The following is a 15,675-nucleotide window of genomic DNA, read 5'->3' as shown; positions in this document are numbered from 1 at the left end:
CTGACGGGAGCTTCACTTGCAGCCACATGACGCCGGGGACGAGGCCGGGCAGCGGACACGGCCTGCGCGCAGCCGCCGCCGGCGGCTGTCGGCGCTTGTCATGCTGGCGGCGATGGCGGCGGGCATCTTGTTCGCGGTCATGCTGGTGTGGTCGACCATTTCCAGCGAACGGGCCGAACGACGCCAGACGGTGCGCTATGCCGCCGTGGTATCGGCGCTGCGCGACATCAACCGCGCGGCGCTCAATGCCGAAACGGGGCAGCGCGGATATTTCATCACGCTGGATCGGCGCTATCTCGCTTCCTACGAATTCGGCAGCGACCTCTATCCCCGCGCGCTTGCGAAGCTGAAGCATCTTTCGGCGGAAAGCGACGATGCTCAGATCACCTCGCTGGTGGGAGAGATCGAGACCGCCGGCAATGCCAAGTTCGCCGAACTGGCGCAGATCGTGGCGATGATCGAACGCGGTGACATCCAGGGCGCGCAGCAACGCATCCTCAGCAATGAGGGGCGCGTGGAGATGGAGCGGCTGGGCGATGCGCTGGCGCGGCTTGAAGTGGTGGAGCGGGCCATGCAGGCCGAAGCTTCGCAGGATGCCTTCGATGCCGAGAAACGCGTGCTTCCTCTGCTGGCGCTGACCATGGCGCTGATGGCGGCGGCGCTGGGGCTGGGTTTCGCGCTCGCCATGCGGGCGGCACGGGCCGAGGAAGCTGCTGCGCGAGCTGTCGAGATCGAAGCCGCCCGTGACCGCGCCGACCTTCTGGCGCGCGAACTTAATCACCGGGTCAAGAACCTGTTTGCGGTCATCCTTGCTATCGTCAGGATGAGCGGGCGCGGCAGCGAGGCGGCGGCTCCGGTCGTCGATAATATCGCATCCCGCATCCATGCGCTGCTCGACGCGCATGAAGCGACGCAGGGCCATGATCGCGATAATCCGGGCGGCGGGGCCGATATGGCACTGCTGATCGGAAAGGTGCTCGCTCCCTATAAGAACGACAACCATAGCGCCGAAATCACCGGCGAAGCTGTCGCGCTATCCGAAAAGCAGGCGACGCCCGTGGGGTTGGTGCTGCACGAGCTGGCGACCAATGCGGTGAAATATGGTGCATGGTCGGTCGATAGCGGGCGCATCGACATCGGCTGGACGCTGGAGGATGACGCGAGCCAAGAGATGATCACGCTGTGCTGGCGGGAAAGCGCACCCTGCATTGCCGAACCCGATGGCGAGGGGCGCGAGGGTTTTGGCACGCTTCTCATGCGCAGTTCGGCCCGCCAACTGGGCGGAACGATCGAGCGTCGGTTCGAACCGGGCTGCATGATCATGGAAATGCGCTTCCCGAAAGAAGCCTGATCCGCTTTGCCGCAGCGGTCCGGCGACAGCTGAGACCGTTTGAACGACAACTCATGTTGCATTGCAGCATGGCTCGACCTAGCTTGTCGTCATGAACATCCAATCCGTGATCAGCTGGGTCCGCGCCGAAACCGGCGTGGCCTCCGAATGGATCTTCGCGGCAGTCGGGGGCGCGATTGCCGTCATCGTCGCCCTTTTCGTCCACCAGATTGCCTTTCGCCTGCTGCGCCGTCTTGCCAGTAGGAGCGACAGCGAATCCGATGATCTCGTGTTGAGGAAGATCGCGCGGCCGACCCGCTATGCGTTGATCGCGCTGGCACTGGTGCTGATCGCGCGCGAAGTGGAAGCTTTGCAGGAGGTCTGGGAGAAAATAGCGGGCTTCGTGATGCCCGCGCTGATCGGCTGGATCGCGATTTCGCTGTTCCATGCGCTGATCAACACGATGATCATGCGGGCCGACATCTCGCATGAAGACAACCTCCGCGCCCGGCGCCAACGTACGCGTCTGACGATCTTTTCGCGCATCGGCACCTTCATCATCATCTTCCTGACGATCGGTCTGATGCTGCTTTCGATACCCGGAGTGCGCGACATCGGCGTCACGTTGATGGCGTCGGCGGGCCTTGCCGGCCTGGCGGTCGGCGCGGCGGCGCAGCCTGCGCTGAAGTCGCTGATCGGCGGGTTCCAGCTGGCGATGACCGAACCGATCAGCATTGGCGATGCCGTCATCATCGGCGGCGAATGGGGCTGGATCGAGGAGATCCGCATGACCTATGTCGTCGTAAAGGTCTGGGATGAGCGGCGACTGGTGGTGCCGACCTCGAAATTCCTCGACGAGATTTTCCAGAACTGGACGAAGACGACCTCGCAGCTTCTGGGCACGGTCATGTTCTATGTCGATCCGTTGACGAAGCTCGACCCGATCCGCGAGAAATTCTTCGAGCTGGTCGAAAGCAATGCGCGCTGGGACAAGCGGGTGAAGCATATGCAGATCACCGAGCTGACCCGCGACGCGATCGAGGTTCGCTTCCTGATGACGGCCAAGGATTCGCCCACGCTCTTCGACCTGCGCTGCGATGTGCGTGAGGCGCTGATCCAGTGGATCGCCACCGAAATGCCCGAAGCGATCCCGCGTCAGCGTATCCTCACGCCCGAACCTCTACGCATCGAAAGCGGCGGTCCCCAGATCGGTAGTCCCGGCGGCACCGCCATGGGCGGCACGCCGCAGGCCGGACCGCAGGGCTGACGCGAAAAAGGGCGCGAGGGTCATGACCTTCGCGCCCTTTTCCTATCGGTGGGGGAGGGGCTTAATCCTCCGCATCCCCATGCTTGCTGTCGCGCGTGCTGGTCAGCATGCCCGGTGCGATGAAGCCGATGGGATTGGTTTCCGCCGCGCGGCGCTTCAGCTCTCCGCGCATCTGGGCGTATTCCGCTTCCATCTTGGCCGTGACGGTGGCGCGTGAATCCTCCAGCGCATCGGCGAAATCCGCCCCGTTGACCGTGACTGCGGCAGACCCTTCGCGCCGGATGGCGTTAAGGCCTGCGCGCCGCACCACGTCCTCCAGATCCGCGCCGGTGAAGCGTTCGGTCTGTTCGGCGATGGCGGCCAGATTAACGTCGCTGGCCAGCGGCATCTTCTCGGTATGGATCTTCAGGATATGGAGGCGGCCCGCTTCATCCGGAGCGCCGACATAGACCAGCTCGTCGAAACGACCGGGACGCAGCAGCGCTGGATCGACCAATGTCGGGCGATTGGTCGCGCCGATCACCACGGTCGATTGCAGCTCTTCCAGCCCGTCCATTTCGGCAAGGATGGTGTTGACGACGCGCGCCGTTACCTGCGGCTCGCCAGCGCCCGTACCGCGAGCGGGGACAAGGGAGTCGATCTCGTCGATGAAGATCACGCAGGGCGCGACCTGTCGCGCTCGGGCGAAGAGCTTGGATATCTGCTGCTCGCTTTCGCCATACCATTTGGACAGCAGGTCGGACGATTTCATCGAGATGAAATTCGCCTCCGCTTCCTTGGCGACCGCCTTTGCCAGCAGCGTCTTGCCGGTTCCGGGCGGGCCATAGAGTAGGAAGCCCTTGGCCGGACGGATGCCGAGCCGCTTGAACGCCTCGGGGTTTTTCAGCGGTAGCTCGACGCCTTCGCGCAATTTCTCGACCGCTTCGTCCAGACCGCCAAGGTCGGACCAGCCGACGGTGGGGGCCTGCACCATGACTTCGCGCATGGCGCTGGGCTGGATGCCCTTCAGCGCCTCCATGAAGTCCTTGCGCCCGACATGCAGCCGGTCGAGCACCTCGTTCGGCACGGTGCGTGCGTCGAGGTCGAGTTCGGGCATGATCCGCCGCACCGCCTCGATCGCGGCCTCACGCGTGAGGGCGGCAAGATCGGCGCCGACGAAGCCGTGGGTCGTGCGGGCGAGTTCCTTGAGGTCCACATCCTCGCCCAGCGGCATGCCGCGGGTATGGATGGCAAGGATCTCCTTGCGCCCGTTCTCGTCCGGCACGCCAACGATGATTTCGCGGTCGAACCGGCCCGGACGGCGCAATGCCTCGTCAATCGCGTCGGGGCGATTGGTCGCGGCGATCACCACCAGATTGGCGCGTGAATGCAGCCCGTCCATCAGGGTCAGAAGCTGCGCGACAAGGCGCTTTTCGGTCTCGCCCTGAACATTCTGGCGCTTGGGCGCGATGGAATCGATTTCGTCGATGAAGACGATGGCGGGCGACGCCTTTTCCGCTTCCTCGAAGATTTCACGCAGACGTTTTTCGGATTCCCCATAGGCGGAGCCCATGATTTCCGGCCCGTTGATCAGGAAGAAATTTGCATCCGATTCATTGGCGACGGCCTGCGCCAGCCGCGTCTTGCCGGTGCCCGGCGGGCCGTGCAGCAGCACGCCCTTGGGCGGATCGACGCCAAGTCGGGTGAAGAGTTCGGGATAACGCAGCGGCAGTTCGACCATCTCGCGCAATTGCTTGATGGTCTCTTCCATGCCGCCGACATCGTCGTAATTGACCGATGCGCGCGCATCGCGCGGTTCCTCGAACTCGGCCTTCAGCTCGACCTCGGTATTCTCGTCGATGTGGACGATGCCCTTGGGGCTCGTCGAAACGACGGAGAGGCGGATCTGGGTGAGGGCGAAGGCAGGCGCATTGAACATGCGCGCAACTTCGGGCGGCATATCCTGCACGCGCTGCTGGCCGCGCGTCGCGACAAGATCGCCCTGCGTCAGCGGGCGTCCGAAGAAATTCTTCTTCAGCGCCTGCGCCGGGCCCTGCAGCCGCATTTCCCGCTGGGCAGGGGCGAAGACGACGCGGGTGGCGGGGCGCGATTCGGCCTTGCGCACGATGACATGCTCGCCCGAACCAACCTCGGCATTGCCGCGTTCCAGACCGTCGAGGCGGATGACCGACAGGCCTTCGTCCTCCTGATAGGGGAGCAGGGCGCGGGCAGGAGTAAGGCGCTTGCCTTCGACCTCGATGATATCCCCTTCGGTAATGCCAAGCTGACCCATGGCCTCACGAGGGATGCGGGCGATGCCGTGGCCCGATTCCTCCTGCCGGGCCGCAGCCACCTGCAATTTTACCTCGCGCGCGTTCACCGCCGCTTCCGCATCCGCCATCAAATATTCCTCGATCTCGTCCGACCCGCGAAGGGGGCCTGATCTGAAAGACCGAAATGGGGATGGGTTCCGCCCGATGCAAACCGGTCCGAAACATTACCGGCGAATCGCCTGTGAAATGCCCACGAATCAGGGCAAAAAAATGGCCCGGTTGGAAGCCAACCGGGCCGGAAAGTTTTGGGAGAGGATGCCTATAAGGCCCCTCCTAGCTAGGTCAGGCGCGGCAGTTGCGCAAATGCGAAAAGAGCGAAGTTTGTTGCATTTGCCGCAACTGAAGGGCGGCAATGGCGGAAATCAGCCCGTTCACCTATCCTCAATAATAGGTGTGACCGGCATCAGCCCACCGCAGGCGATGAATTCGCTGCACTGCACCATCAGCTGTCCAAGGGTCGGGCGCAGCCGCGTCGTTCCTCTTCGCCGAGCTTCAGCGTAGCGGTAAACGGATATATCCGGTCGCTCATCCCATCCGAGCAGGTTGCAACGGCGATCTCGATGGTGAAGATATTGTCCTCCAGCGTGCCCGTCACGTTTCGCGAATTTTCCTGCTCGTCCTCGCCCGTCACGGTAACGGCAACGCCTTCGCTGTTTTCGGGCGTCATGTATCGCAGGCCCGCGCTGCCATTGGTAACGGCCCAGAACGGCTCTGTCCCCAATGCGCGAAAATGGGCTGGGATCGCGGAATCGACTGGTGCCGCCTGCTCGGCGCTCTCCTCCATCATGGCCGGTTCTTCGCTTTGCGCATCCGTGCCGGCATTGTCCGCTTCGCCGGTTCCGGTCGGTGCGGAACAGGCCGATACGAAGGACGCGCAGGCGAGCATGGCAAGGGCGCGGCGTGCAAAGAGGGCTTTCGCGATCATGGCGCGTGTTCTAGCAGCCTGCCGGCAAGGAAGCGAGGCGCGGGCGACGGCGCCGCGCATGGCAGTGAAGAGGTGTGAACTTGGCGAATTGGCGCATGCCGCCCGAATGGGCCGCGCAGGACTGGCTGTGGATCGGGTTTCCGCATGATCCGGTGGAATGGCCCGAAGCCCTGCCGCGCGCGCAGGAGCAGATCGCCGCATTCGCCAGCGCCGTTGCCGAGACGGGGCAGGAAGTGCGCCTGATCGTGCGCGACGCCGCGAACGAGGCGCGCGCGCGCCAGCTCGCCAGCGCCGCGGTCCGGCTTGAGCGCCGGACCTATGGCGATGTCTGGCTGCGCGACACCGGACCGCTGGTGCTGACCGACGGGGCGGGCGGGCGCAAGGCGATGCGCTTTGGCTTCAACGGCTGGGGCGGCAAGTTCGAGATGGAGGGCGACCAGACCATCGGCGCCGAGATCGCACGCGATGCGGGGCTTGAGATCGAGACCGCCGACTGGATCCTCGAAGGCGGCGCGATCGACGGCGATGGGACCGGCACTGTCGTCACGACCGAACAATGCCTTTTGAACCCCAATCGCAATCCGTCGCTCTCGCGTGAGGATATCGAAATGCGCCTGTGCCGCGATCTCGGCTTCGGGCGTGTCGTGTGGCTGGGCGACGGGCTGCTGGGCGATCATACCGATGGCCATGTCGACAATCTCGCTCGCTTTGTGGGACCGGGGCGGATCGCCATCCCGCGCGGGACGGGGGCGGATGACCCCAATGCGGCGATATACGCCGATGCCGCGCGCCGTGCCCGCGATGCCGGGCTGGAAGTGGCATTGATGCCGTCGCCCGGCCTTGTCAGCGCAGGCGATGAGGCGGAACCGGCCTCTTACATGAACTTCACCATAACCACCCATATGGTCGCGGTGCCGATTTTCGGCAGCGACCATGACGAGGCGGCGGTTGCGACGGTCAAGGAGCTGTTCCCCGACCGCGTCGTAAAGGGGCTGCCCGCCGATGCGGTTCTGGCTGGCGGAGGCGGGTTCCACTGCGCTAGCCAGCAAATGCCTTCGGCCTGATCAGGTGGCGAGCTATGCCTCGTCCGTCAGCTTTGCCAGCGCCTGTGCGATCTGCTGCACGGCATAGGGCTTGAGGATGACCGGCACGTCCGCGAATTGTTCGGGGATGGTGTCGTCCCCGCCATAGCCCGATGCGAAGACGAAGGGGATGCCCATCCGGGCCAGCTTCTCCGCCGTCGGCGTCGAGTTTTCGCGGCCCAGGTTGAAGTCGAGCATGGCGAATTCGATATCGCCTCCATCGAGCGCGCGCGCGGCGGCGCCATTGCTGGCGGCCAGGGATACTTCCGCCGCGCCCAGTTCGCGCAGCTTGTCTTCGGCATCCAGGGCGATCAGCGCGCTGTCTTCGACGAGCAGCACGTGCTTGCCCTCGATGGCGGCGCCGCTGAACTTGAGATCGGATGAATTCTCGGTCGTCATTTTGCCGCCTTCAAGAACATCGGCCACGTAACGGCCGGGAATGACAAAACGCGCGGAAAGACCTGCGGTCTTGTAAGATATCTGAGCCTCGCCATCCAGTTCGTGCGGGATCGAATCCTGAATGACGGTGGTCCCGAACCCCTTCCGGGTAGGGGGCAGGACTGCCGGACCACCGCTTTCGCTCCAATTGATGACCAGGTCCTCCCTGTCGTCGAGGTGCCAGTCGACCTTGACCGTGCCGCTGTCGGACAAGGCGCCGTATTTCGCCGCATTGGTCATCAGCTCGTGGATCACCAGCGCCAGCACGGTAAAGGCATTGGGCGTGATCGTGACTTCGGGACCGGTGCAGACAAGGCGCTGCGTCTCACCGCTGAGATAGGCCGAGGCCTCGGTCGAGATGAGGTCGGTCAGCCGGGCGGGGCCCCATTGATCAGTCGTCAGCTGGTCATGCGCGCGGGCAAGCGACTGGACGCGGCTGTCCAATGTCTTGACGAATTCGGCAACGCTGTTCGCCTCGCGCCCGCTCTGCCCCATCAGCGCGCGGATCAGGGCGAGAATGTTGCGCACGCGGTGATTAAGCTCGGCGATCAGCAGCTTTTGCTGTTCCCCGGCCCGGCGGCGTTCCTCGCTCGCGGCTTCGGTCAGGCGCAGCACGACTTCCAGCAGCGTGCTTCTGAGCTGTTCGGCTACGCGCATCTCGGCATCCTCAAATGCCTTGGCCTCGCCCCGCACGAGATCGGACCATTCCTCGAAGCTTTTGCGCGGAGTGAGGCGTGCGCCATTGGGGCCGTACTCGATTTCCTTTTCCTGGTTACCCGCCCAGCGCACCGATCGCAGCTGTTCTTCGCGAAACAGCACGACGAAATCACGCGGGCGGCGCGAAACCGGAATGGCGAGCAGGCCAGCAGCCCTTTGCGAATAATCACTTGCTTCGGGCAGCATGTCGGAAATCCGGGCGGTGCTAAAGACCTGACTGGCCTCGCGCCGGTTCAGTTCGCGCACAAGGCGTTCGAACTGTTCGCGGCTGGGCGTGAGCCCGACCATCGAAACCTCGCCGTCGATATAGACCCCGACGCCATCGGCGGGGATCGCGTCAAGCACGAGATCGCCGATCCATTGCGCATCGTTCAGCCGTTCGGAATCCTGCGCGGCGGCGGCCAGCATGCGGTCCGCCACCTTGCGCGCGCGGGTTTCATAGACCGACATTTCCTTCCTCACCGATGTGCCGAGGAGGAGGGAGAACATCTGGCCGAACAGTTCGGCCGCGCTGCGTTCGGCAAAGCTGGGCAGGCGCGGCGAATAATGGTGGCAGGCGAACAGGCCCCAGAACTTGCCGTCGACGATGATGGACACGGATAGTGACGCACCAACGCCCATGTTCCTGAGATATTCGATGTGGATCGGCGACACCGCGCGGAACAGCGACATCGACAGGTCGAGCGGATCGCGATCCGTTACCGGTTCTACCGGCGCGGGCGTGTCGCCCACATCGGCAATGATGCGGAACAGGTTACGCATATACAGCGAGCGTGCCTGTTTCGGAATGTCGCTTGCCGGAAAGTGCAGGCCGAGGAAGCTGTCGATCCCGGTCTCCAGCGCCTCGGCGACCACTTCGCCGCTGCCGTCTGGTGCGAAGCGATAGACCATCACGCGGTCGAATCCGGTCAGCAGGCGCATCTGGCGCGCGCCTTCGCGCAGCAGCGGCAACGTGCCATCTGTACTGCCAAGTCTGCTGACCATCCCGCGGATGAGGGAGGATACCTCGATCTCGTCACCGCGCGCGGGTTCGCATTCGATGATGATCGACTTGCCTGAAAAATGCAGGGCGACATCGAAGGGCGGCTTTTCCGCGATCAGCCGGACCGAGAACACGCGTTCCACCGCGTCGTCGCCGCGCAGCATGGCGATGCGGTCGCGCAGGGTGCGGATCGCATGCGGCAGGAACAGGTCATGCAGCGGCTTGCCCAAGAGGGAGGAGGGCGGGCTGTCGATGAACTGTTCGGTATTGGCGGCGCGCTGGACCAGCCAGTCCGCGCTCATCGCGATGAGAAAACCGAAGGATTGAATGGTACCGGGGATATGGATCGGTTCCCGGTCGCAGTTTGTAAGATTGACGGCGTCCATGCCCGTATCCTGGTAGTTCACTTGAGGTCCTCGGCCATGGCATTGGCAGCCCGGCGGAAACATTGAAAGGTCTCGACAGCCGCGCTTGCAGCTTCATCCAGCCAGTCGAGCGTGGCGTCATTTGCGGCCGCATCGAAAGCGGCGCAGAAATCCTGCCAGCTGGCCGACATGTCGGGATCGGGCGTGAGATAGCGCGCCGGGCTGCCCTCGGCCAGACGGGAGGCCAGCACGCGGCCGCCCAGCTTCGAGCCTTCGAGCACATATTGCACGCCCCAGATTCCCGCTTCGGAAATCGTGGGGGCGATCATGGGAACGGGCAGCCATGCGCCCATCGCGGCCAGATCGTCGGCGACGCGCGGCAAGCGCGGGTGAAAGCGCGGCCAGCCGCGACCGGTAACGGCCAGCTCGATCCGCGGAAGCACCATGGCATGCGCGGTCAGAAAGGCACGATAATGCGCCGGATCGCCAAGGTCGAAGGGGGCGAATGCCTCTTCGGTCGCCTCATGCTGCTGGCGGGTTCTTTCGCGCAGGAAAAAGCGTGCCGTCGATCCGGCGTCAGGCGATGCCGCAGACGCCGAAGCGCCCTCGGCAAGCGAGGGCGTCGAAGAGGCGTCTGACGCCGTCCGATAGGTTGGCCTTGCGGCCAATGGCATGGTCATCAAGATCCCTTTGGCCTGCGATCAGGTCGCAAGCAGCTTTTCTTCGATACGCGAAATGCTCTCACCGCCGACGGTCTTGGCCTCTTCCTCGATCAGCACGTCCTTCAGCGTCTTGTGATAATGCCGGCGCATCTCTCCCAGCGATTTGGGATCGGCGACGATGGCAAGGCGCTCGAACTTCCCGTCCATCGCCATGCGGTTGAGATATTCGGCCGCCGCCGCGGCATGGGCGAGCTCATCAAGGTCGGTGTTGCCCTTTTGCTGCCCGATATCGTCCTGATGACGCACACCGGCGCTGTAGTTCTGTCCCGAAAGTTCGGGCTTGGCGACTTCCGACAGCGAGGGTTCGTCGGGCGAACCGTTGTTGATCATGAGCACGAAACGCTCGCCGTCGACGATGGCGAGATGGGCTTTGTGCGGAAGTCGCATGGAGTATCCTCTCAGTCCGGGTGTGCGCCCGCGAGGGCACGTAATTATCCAAACGCCCCGGTAGCCAGTTTGTGCCCGTGTTCTGGAATTTATCTTCTTCGCGCAGGGGCAGTGCGCGGCCATGGCTCAGAATCATAGTTTGCCGCCGCTTCACGCATAAGAAAAGGGGCGCCCCGCAAGGAGCGCCCCTCTCTTTGTCCGGTAGGGTAATAAGGGGAGGCTTAGAAGCCGCCCATACCGCCCATGCCGCCCATTCCGCCCATGTCGGGCATTGCGGGGGCCGACTTGTCTTCGGGGATTTCGCTGATCGCCGCTTCGGTGGTGATCAGCAGGCCCGAAACCGAAGCCGCGTCCTGCAGCGCGGTGCGAACGACCTTGGTCGGGTCGATCACGCCGGCAGCGACGAGGTTTTCGTAAACGTCGGTTGCAGCGTTGAAGCCCTGCGTTTCGTCACCTTCGCGCAGCAGGTTGCCCGAAACGACCGCACCGTCGAAGCCGGCGTTGGTCGCGATCTGGCGAACCGGGGCCATGATGGCCTGGCGGATGATGTCGACGCCGCGGGTCTGGTCGTCGTTCTCGCCCTTGAGGCCGTCGAGAGCCTTGGTGGCGTAGAGAAGGGCCGTGCCGCCGCCGGGGACGATGCCCTCTTCGACTGCTGCGCGGGTTGCGTGGAGGGCGTCATCGACGCGATCCTTGCGCTCCTTCACTTCGACTTCCGAAGCGCCGCCGACCTTGATGACGGCTACGCCGCCAGCCAGCTTGGCAAGACGTTCCTGCAGCTTCTCGCGGTCGTAGTCCGAGGTGGTGGACTCGATCTGCGCGCGGATCTGCTCGACACGGGCCTTGATGGCTTCCTGGTCGCCAGCGCCGTCGACGATGGTGGTGTTGTCCTTGTCGATGGTGACGCGCTTGGCCTGGCCCAGCATCGGCAGCGAGACGTTCTCGAGCTTGATGCCGAGGTCTTCGCTGATCATCTCGCCATTGGTCAGGATCGAGATGTCCTGCAGCATCGCCTTGCGGCGATCGCCGAAGCCCGGAGCCTTGACGGCAGCGATCTTCAGGCCGCCACGCAGCTTGTTGACGACGAGCGTTGCAAGAGCTTCACCCTCGATGTCCTCGGCGATGATCAGCAGCGGGCGACCCGACTGGACGACCGCTTCGAGGATCGGCAGCATCGACTGCAGGTTCGACAGCTTCTTTTCGTGGATCAGGATGTAGGGATCGTCGAGTTCGACGGTCATCTTTTCCGGATTGGTCACGAAATAGGGCGACAGATAGCCGCGGTCGAACTGCATGCCTTCGACGACGTCGAGCTCGAATTCGAGACCCTTCGCCTCTTCGACGGTGATCACGCCTTCCTTGCCGACCTTTTCCATGGCTTCGGCGATCTTCTCGCCGACTTCCTTGTCGCCATTGGCCGAGATCACGCCGACCTGTGCGATTTCACCCGTGCCCGACACGTCCTTCGAACGCGCCTTGAGGTCTGCGACGACCTTGGCGACGGCGAGGTCGATGCCGCGCTTGAGATCCATCGGGTTCATGCCGGCGGCAACCGACTTCATGCCCTCGCGCACGATGGCCTGGGCCAGCACGGTCGCGGTGGTGGTGCCGTCGCCGGCCGCGTCGTTCGCCTTCGAGGCCACTTCGCGCAGCATCTGCGCGCCCATGTTCTCGAACTTGTCCTTAAGCTCGATTTCCTTGGCGACCGAAACACCGTCCTTGGTGATGCGCGGTGCGCCAAAGCTCTTGTCGATGACGACATTGCGGCCCTTCGGCCCCAGCGTCACCTTGACGGCGTTGGCGAGCGTGTCGACGCCCTTGAGGATGCGTTCGCGTGCGTCACGCGAAAACTTCACGTCCTTTGCAGCCATTTCTTTCTCTCCTTGTCAGGAATGTGTGGATTGGAAAACGCGTTCAGCTCAGGCCATGACGCCGAGCAGGTCGCTTTCCTTCATGATGAGCAGGTCTTCGCCATCGACCTTGACTTCGGTGCCGGACCACTTGCCGAAAAGCACGCGATCGCCAGCCTTGACGTCGAGCGGAGTGACGGTGCCGTTCTCGGAACGGGCGCCCGAACCGACGGAGACGATTTCGCCTTCGCTCGGCTTTTCCTTGGCGCTGTCGGGAATGATGATGCCGCCGGCGGTCTTTTCCTCGGCTTCGATGCGACGGACCAGAACCCGGTCGTGCAGCGGACGGAATGCCATAATGATGACCTCTTCCAATTGGTGTTGTCAGGTGACTGATGAATTGCGTTTTGGCACTCTCACCCAAAGAGTGCCAGCGGCGCGGATATGGTCCGCGTTCATCTGGCCGTCAAGTAATGGAGAGCAAGTTTTTTTGCGTTCTGCCGTGCCCGTTTCACAGCGGCACGAGCCTGTTGCGCAGGCGGCTTAGATCGTGCCGGTTACAAGACCGAGACGTTCGCGTCGATGCCAGCGCCAGCCCATCAGCAATGATGTGACGAACAGCCCCGTGGCAAGACCGATCCACACGCCCTTCGCTCCCAGATCGGTATGGAAGGCGAGATACCATGCGGTGACGAAGCCACAGACCCAATAGCCGATCACGGCAAAGACGAACGGGATGCGCGTATCGGCAAGGCCGCGCAGCAGCCCCGCCAGTACCGCCTGCGCGCCGTCAAACAGCTGGAAGCCTGCCGCGATCAGCATGAGCGCGGTGGCGATCGATAGCAGTTCCGCGCTGCTGGTATCGTCGATGTCGATATAGATCGAGAGCAGCGTATGCGGGATCAGCACCATGGCCAACGCAAAGACGATGGCAAGGCCAAGCGTCAGCGTCACGATCGCGATGCCCGCCAGATGCACGCCCCTGTGCGATCCCGCGCCATTGTGCAGGCCGACCCGGATCGTCGCGGCCTGACCGAAGCCGAACGGCACCTGAAAGGCGAGCGCGGCAAGCTGCAAAGCCACCGTATGCGCGGCCAGCTGTAACGCGCCCAATGCGCCGGTCAGGAATGCGGCCGCGCCGAACAGCCCGCCCTCTGCCAGCGTCAACGCCGCGATGGGGAGGCCGATGCGCCAGATTTCGGCGAGGCGCGGCCAGTCGGGCTTCCACAACCGGCCGAACAGGTAATGACGGCGCATGTGCCGGTCTGCCTGGATGATAGCGATATAGGCGGCAAGCACGGCAAGCCCCGTGATCAGGCTGGCGAGAGCGGCCCCGCGCAGCCCCAGCGCCGGAGCGCCGAGATTGCCGAAGATCAGAACCCAGTTGCCAAAGCTGTTCACCACCAAAGCCAGCACCGTCACCCATGTCGCGATGACCGCCTTGTCGAGCGTGGACACAAAGATGCGCAGCACGTTTGACGCGACCACCGGGATCGCCGCGATCGACAGGATCTGAAGGTAATCGCCCGCCATGTTCGCGACTTCCGGGTCTTGCCCGGTCGCGTGCATCAGCGGTTCGCCGCCGAGCGCCACGATCATGACGAAAATGCCTGCGAACGCGCTCATCCACAGCCCCATGCGGAAGGATCGGCGCATTTCGCGCAAGGCATGCCGTCCGCGCCCCAGTGCCGTCGCCGCCATGGGCGCGACCGCGCCGATCAGGCCCAGCGAGCAGAAGATCGAGATGCCATAGACCGATGTCGCCAGCGTGATCGCGGCCAGCTGCTTGGTGCCAAGCTGTGCGACGAAGATCACGTCAATGGCATAGACCGCCATCTGCAACAGGTTCGCCGCTGCCAGGGGCACGCCGAGGCGCAGCATCGCGACGAACTCGCCCTTAAGCGACACGGCATGCAGATGCGCGCCCGCATGCGCCATGTCGGCGGCGGCAGGTGCGTCGACCAGCGGGTCGAGGGAGGCGGCATGCGGTTCCATCGCAAGGCCCCTAGGCGAGTGACGCCGGCTTGGAAAGCGCGGTACATGGGGGCGTGGCCGGGAAGGGCGGCGCTGTTACCAAATGACACCAGTTGCGGCGGGATTCGGGCCCGCCTTCGTGTTCATCCCTGCTGCCGTGGCCCGCAGTGGGCCGGTTCAGGGGATCGATCACGATGCGAATTGACGAGTTTCCGGCCCTGGTCGGGCATGATGACGCGGATGAGGGTCTGGCGCAGGACCTTGCCGCGATGGAACGGCAGGCGGCTTCGCGCAGGCGTTTCCTGTCGCTGGGCGCATTGGGCGGCGCGGGCCTGCTGGCCGGCTGCGCCAGCACAGGGCAGGGATATGGCCAGGGCGGATATGGCAGCGGGGCAAGTGGCGGCGGTTTTGGCGGGCCGCCGCCCGGCGGAATGGGTGGCGGTATGGGCGGAGGCTTCGGTCCGCCGCCCGGTGGTCGCCCTCCCGGCGGCCCGGGTGGTCCCGGAGGTCCAGGTGGTACGGGAATGCCGCCCCAGTTGAACAACGGGCCGGTCCTGACCGGAATGGATGCTCAGGGGCGGGTCTGTACGGCTTACACCACCGAGACGAACGGCCCTTTCCCGGCGGATGGCACCAACCAGTCGCGCGGCGCAACATCCAACATATTGCAGGAAAGCGGGATCGAGCGGTCGGACATCCGCAGCTCGATCGGGGCGGACGCGCTGGTGCCGGGCGTGCCGCTGACCCTTGATCTGACGCTGTTTGACGTCAACGCGTCATGCGCGCCGCTGGCGGGTTATGCGGTCTATGTCTGGCATTGCGGGGTGGATGGGCAGTATTCGCTCTATAACGTGCCGGGCGAAACATGGCTGCGCGGATTGCAGGTCGCCGATGAGGCGGGGCGGGTGCGGTTCACCACCGTGTTTCCCGGCTGCTATATGGGCCGCTACCCGCATATCCATTTCGAAGTGTTTTCCAGCCACGAGAATGCGACAGGCGGGCGTTTCGCGCGGCTGGTGTCGCAGCTGGCGCTGCCGACCGCGATCTGCAGCGATGTCTATGCGCTGCCTTCCTATGCGCAGAGCAAGCGTTTGTGGCCGCAGATGGGCGTGATCGACCGGGACATGGTGTTCGGCGATAATGGCCCGGAACGGATCGCGGCGATGACGCTGGATGTTACCGGCAATCGCGACGCGGGTTACACGGGCCATGCCACGGTGGGCATCGCGCTGTGACCCGGCGGCCCTGAGGCAACAGAAAAGGGCGGCCCCCGCATGGGAGCCGCCCTTCCTTTGATCGCTTCGAAGAGCGAGCAGTGCCGCGC

12 protein-coding genes are annotated in these 15,675 nt (G+C 63.9%); 4 read left to right on the top strand and 8 right to left on the bottom strand.

The genetic code is table 11. The features are described 5' to 3' along the window. The first annotated feature begins 16 nt into the window (after nt 1–16). Both A9D13_RS12705 and A9D13_RS12700 read left to right on the top strand, forming a co-directional pair. Nucleotides 17–1,351: a sensor histidine kinase gene (locus A9D13_RS12705; RefSeq protein ID WP_066774320.1), complete on the top strand. Its 1,335-nt coding sequence runs from the start codon at nt 17–19 to the stop codon at nt 1,349–1,351. A gap of 91 nt (nt 1,352–1,442) precedes the next feature. Continuing rightward, a complete protein-coding gene (locus tag A9D13_RS12700; RefSeq protein ID WP_082922380.1) occupies nt 1,443–2,597 on the top strand; it encodes a mechanosensitive ion channel family protein in 1,155 nt (384 codons plus the stop codon). Between the two features lie 61 nt (nt 2,598–2,658). Here the strand turns inward: A9D13_RS12700 and A9D13_RS12695 are convergent, their stop codons facing one another. Both A9D13_RS12695 and A9D13_RS12690 read right to left on the bottom strand, forming a co-directional pair. Continuing rightward, on the bottom strand, nt 2,659–4,977 hold the full coding sequence (locus A9D13_RS12695) for a CDC48 family AAA ATPase (protein WP_066774319.1): 2,319 nt from the start codon (nt 4,975–4,977) through the stop codon (nt 2,659–2,661). Nucleotides 4,978–5,351: 374 nt separating this feature from the next. Then, nucleotides 5,352–5,834, bottom strand: a complete 483-nt coding sequence (locus tag A9D13_RS12690) for a COG3650 family protein (RefSeq protein WP_066774318.1) — start codon at nt 5,832–5,834, stop codon at nt 5,352–5,354. Between the two features lie 95 nt (nt 5,835–5,929). Between A9D13_RS12690 and A9D13_RS12685 the strand changes: the two genes are divergently transcribed. Continuing rightward, nucleotides 5,930–6,898 carry an agmatine deiminase family protein gene (locus A9D13_RS12685; protein ID WP_066774317.1) on the top strand — a complete coding sequence of 323 codons (969 nt, stop codon included), beginning with the start codon at nt 5,930–5,932 and terminating at the stop codon, nt 6,896–6,898. A 12-nt stretch (nt 6,899–6,910) separates the two neighbouring features. On the opposite strand, the gene A9D13_RS12680 is transcribed toward A9D13_RS12685, so the two are convergent. The 6 genes from A9D13_RS12680 to A9D13_RS12655 all read right to left on the bottom strand — a co-directional run bounded on the left by A9D13_RS12680 (nt 6,911) and on the right by A9D13_RS12655 (nt 14,372). Next, the gene (locus A9D13_RS12680; protein ID WP_066774664.1) at nt 6,911–9,439 is read right to left on the bottom strand and encodes an HWE histidine kinase domain-containing protein; all 2,529 of its coding nucleotides are present in this window, start codon (nt 9,437–9,439) and stop codon (nt 6,911–6,913) included. Between the two features lie 17 nt (nt 9,440–9,456). After that, complete coding sequence (locus A9D13_RS12675; RefSeq protein ID WP_066774316.1) at nt 9,457–10,098, bottom strand: biliverdin-producing heme oxygenase; 642 nt, start codon at nt 10,096–10,098, stop codon at nt 9,457–9,459. Nucleotides 10,099–10,119: 21 nt separating this feature from the next. After that, nucleotides 10,120–10,527 carry a baeRF12 domain-containing protein gene (locus A9D13_RS12670; protein WP_066774315.1) on the bottom strand — a complete coding sequence of 136 codons (408 nt, stop codon included), beginning with the start codon at nt 10,525–10,527 and terminating at the stop codon, nt 10,120–10,122. 221 nt (nt 10,528–10,748) lie between these two features. Next, nucleotides 10,749–12,398, bottom strand: coding sequence for a chaperonin GroEL (gene groL / locus A9D13_RS12665; protein ID WP_066774314.1), 1,650 nt, complete (start codon nt 12,396–12,398; stop codon nt 10,749–10,751). A 48-nt stretch (nt 12,399–12,446) separates the two neighbouring features. Next, nucleotides 12,447–12,734 carry a co-chaperone GroES gene (groES, locus tag A9D13_RS12660; RefSeq protein ID WP_066774660.1) on the bottom strand — a complete coding sequence of 96 codons (288 nt, stop codon included), beginning with the start codon at nt 12,732–12,734 and terminating at the stop codon, nt 12,447–12,449. A gap of 186 nt (nt 12,735–12,920) precedes the next feature. After that, the gene (locus A9D13_RS12655) at nt 12,921–14,372 is read right to left on the bottom strand and encodes an MATE family efflux transporter (protein WP_229665439.1); all 1,452 of its coding nucleotides are present in this window, start codon (nt 14,370–14,372) and stop codon (nt 12,921–12,923) included. Nucleotides 14,373–14,545: 173 nt separating this feature from the next. On the opposite strand from A9D13_RS12655, the gene A9D13_RS12650 reads away from it, so the two are divergent. Next, on the top strand, nt 14,546–15,586 hold the full coding sequence (locus A9D13_RS12650) for a dioxygenase family protein (protein WP_082922415.1): 1,041 nt from the start codon (nt 14,546–14,548) through the stop codon (nt 15,584–15,586). Nucleotides 15,587–15,675: the final 89 nt, after the last annotated feature.

The sequence above is a fragment of the Croceicoccus mobilis genome (genome assembly GCF_001661965.1).
In the GTDB taxonomy this organism is placed as follows: domain Bacteria; phylum Pseudomonadota; class Alphaproteobacteria; order Sphingomonadales; family Sphingomonadaceae; genus Croceicoccus; species Croceicoccus mobilis.
This window is presented reverse-complemented; position numbering and strand designations above follow the sequence as displayed.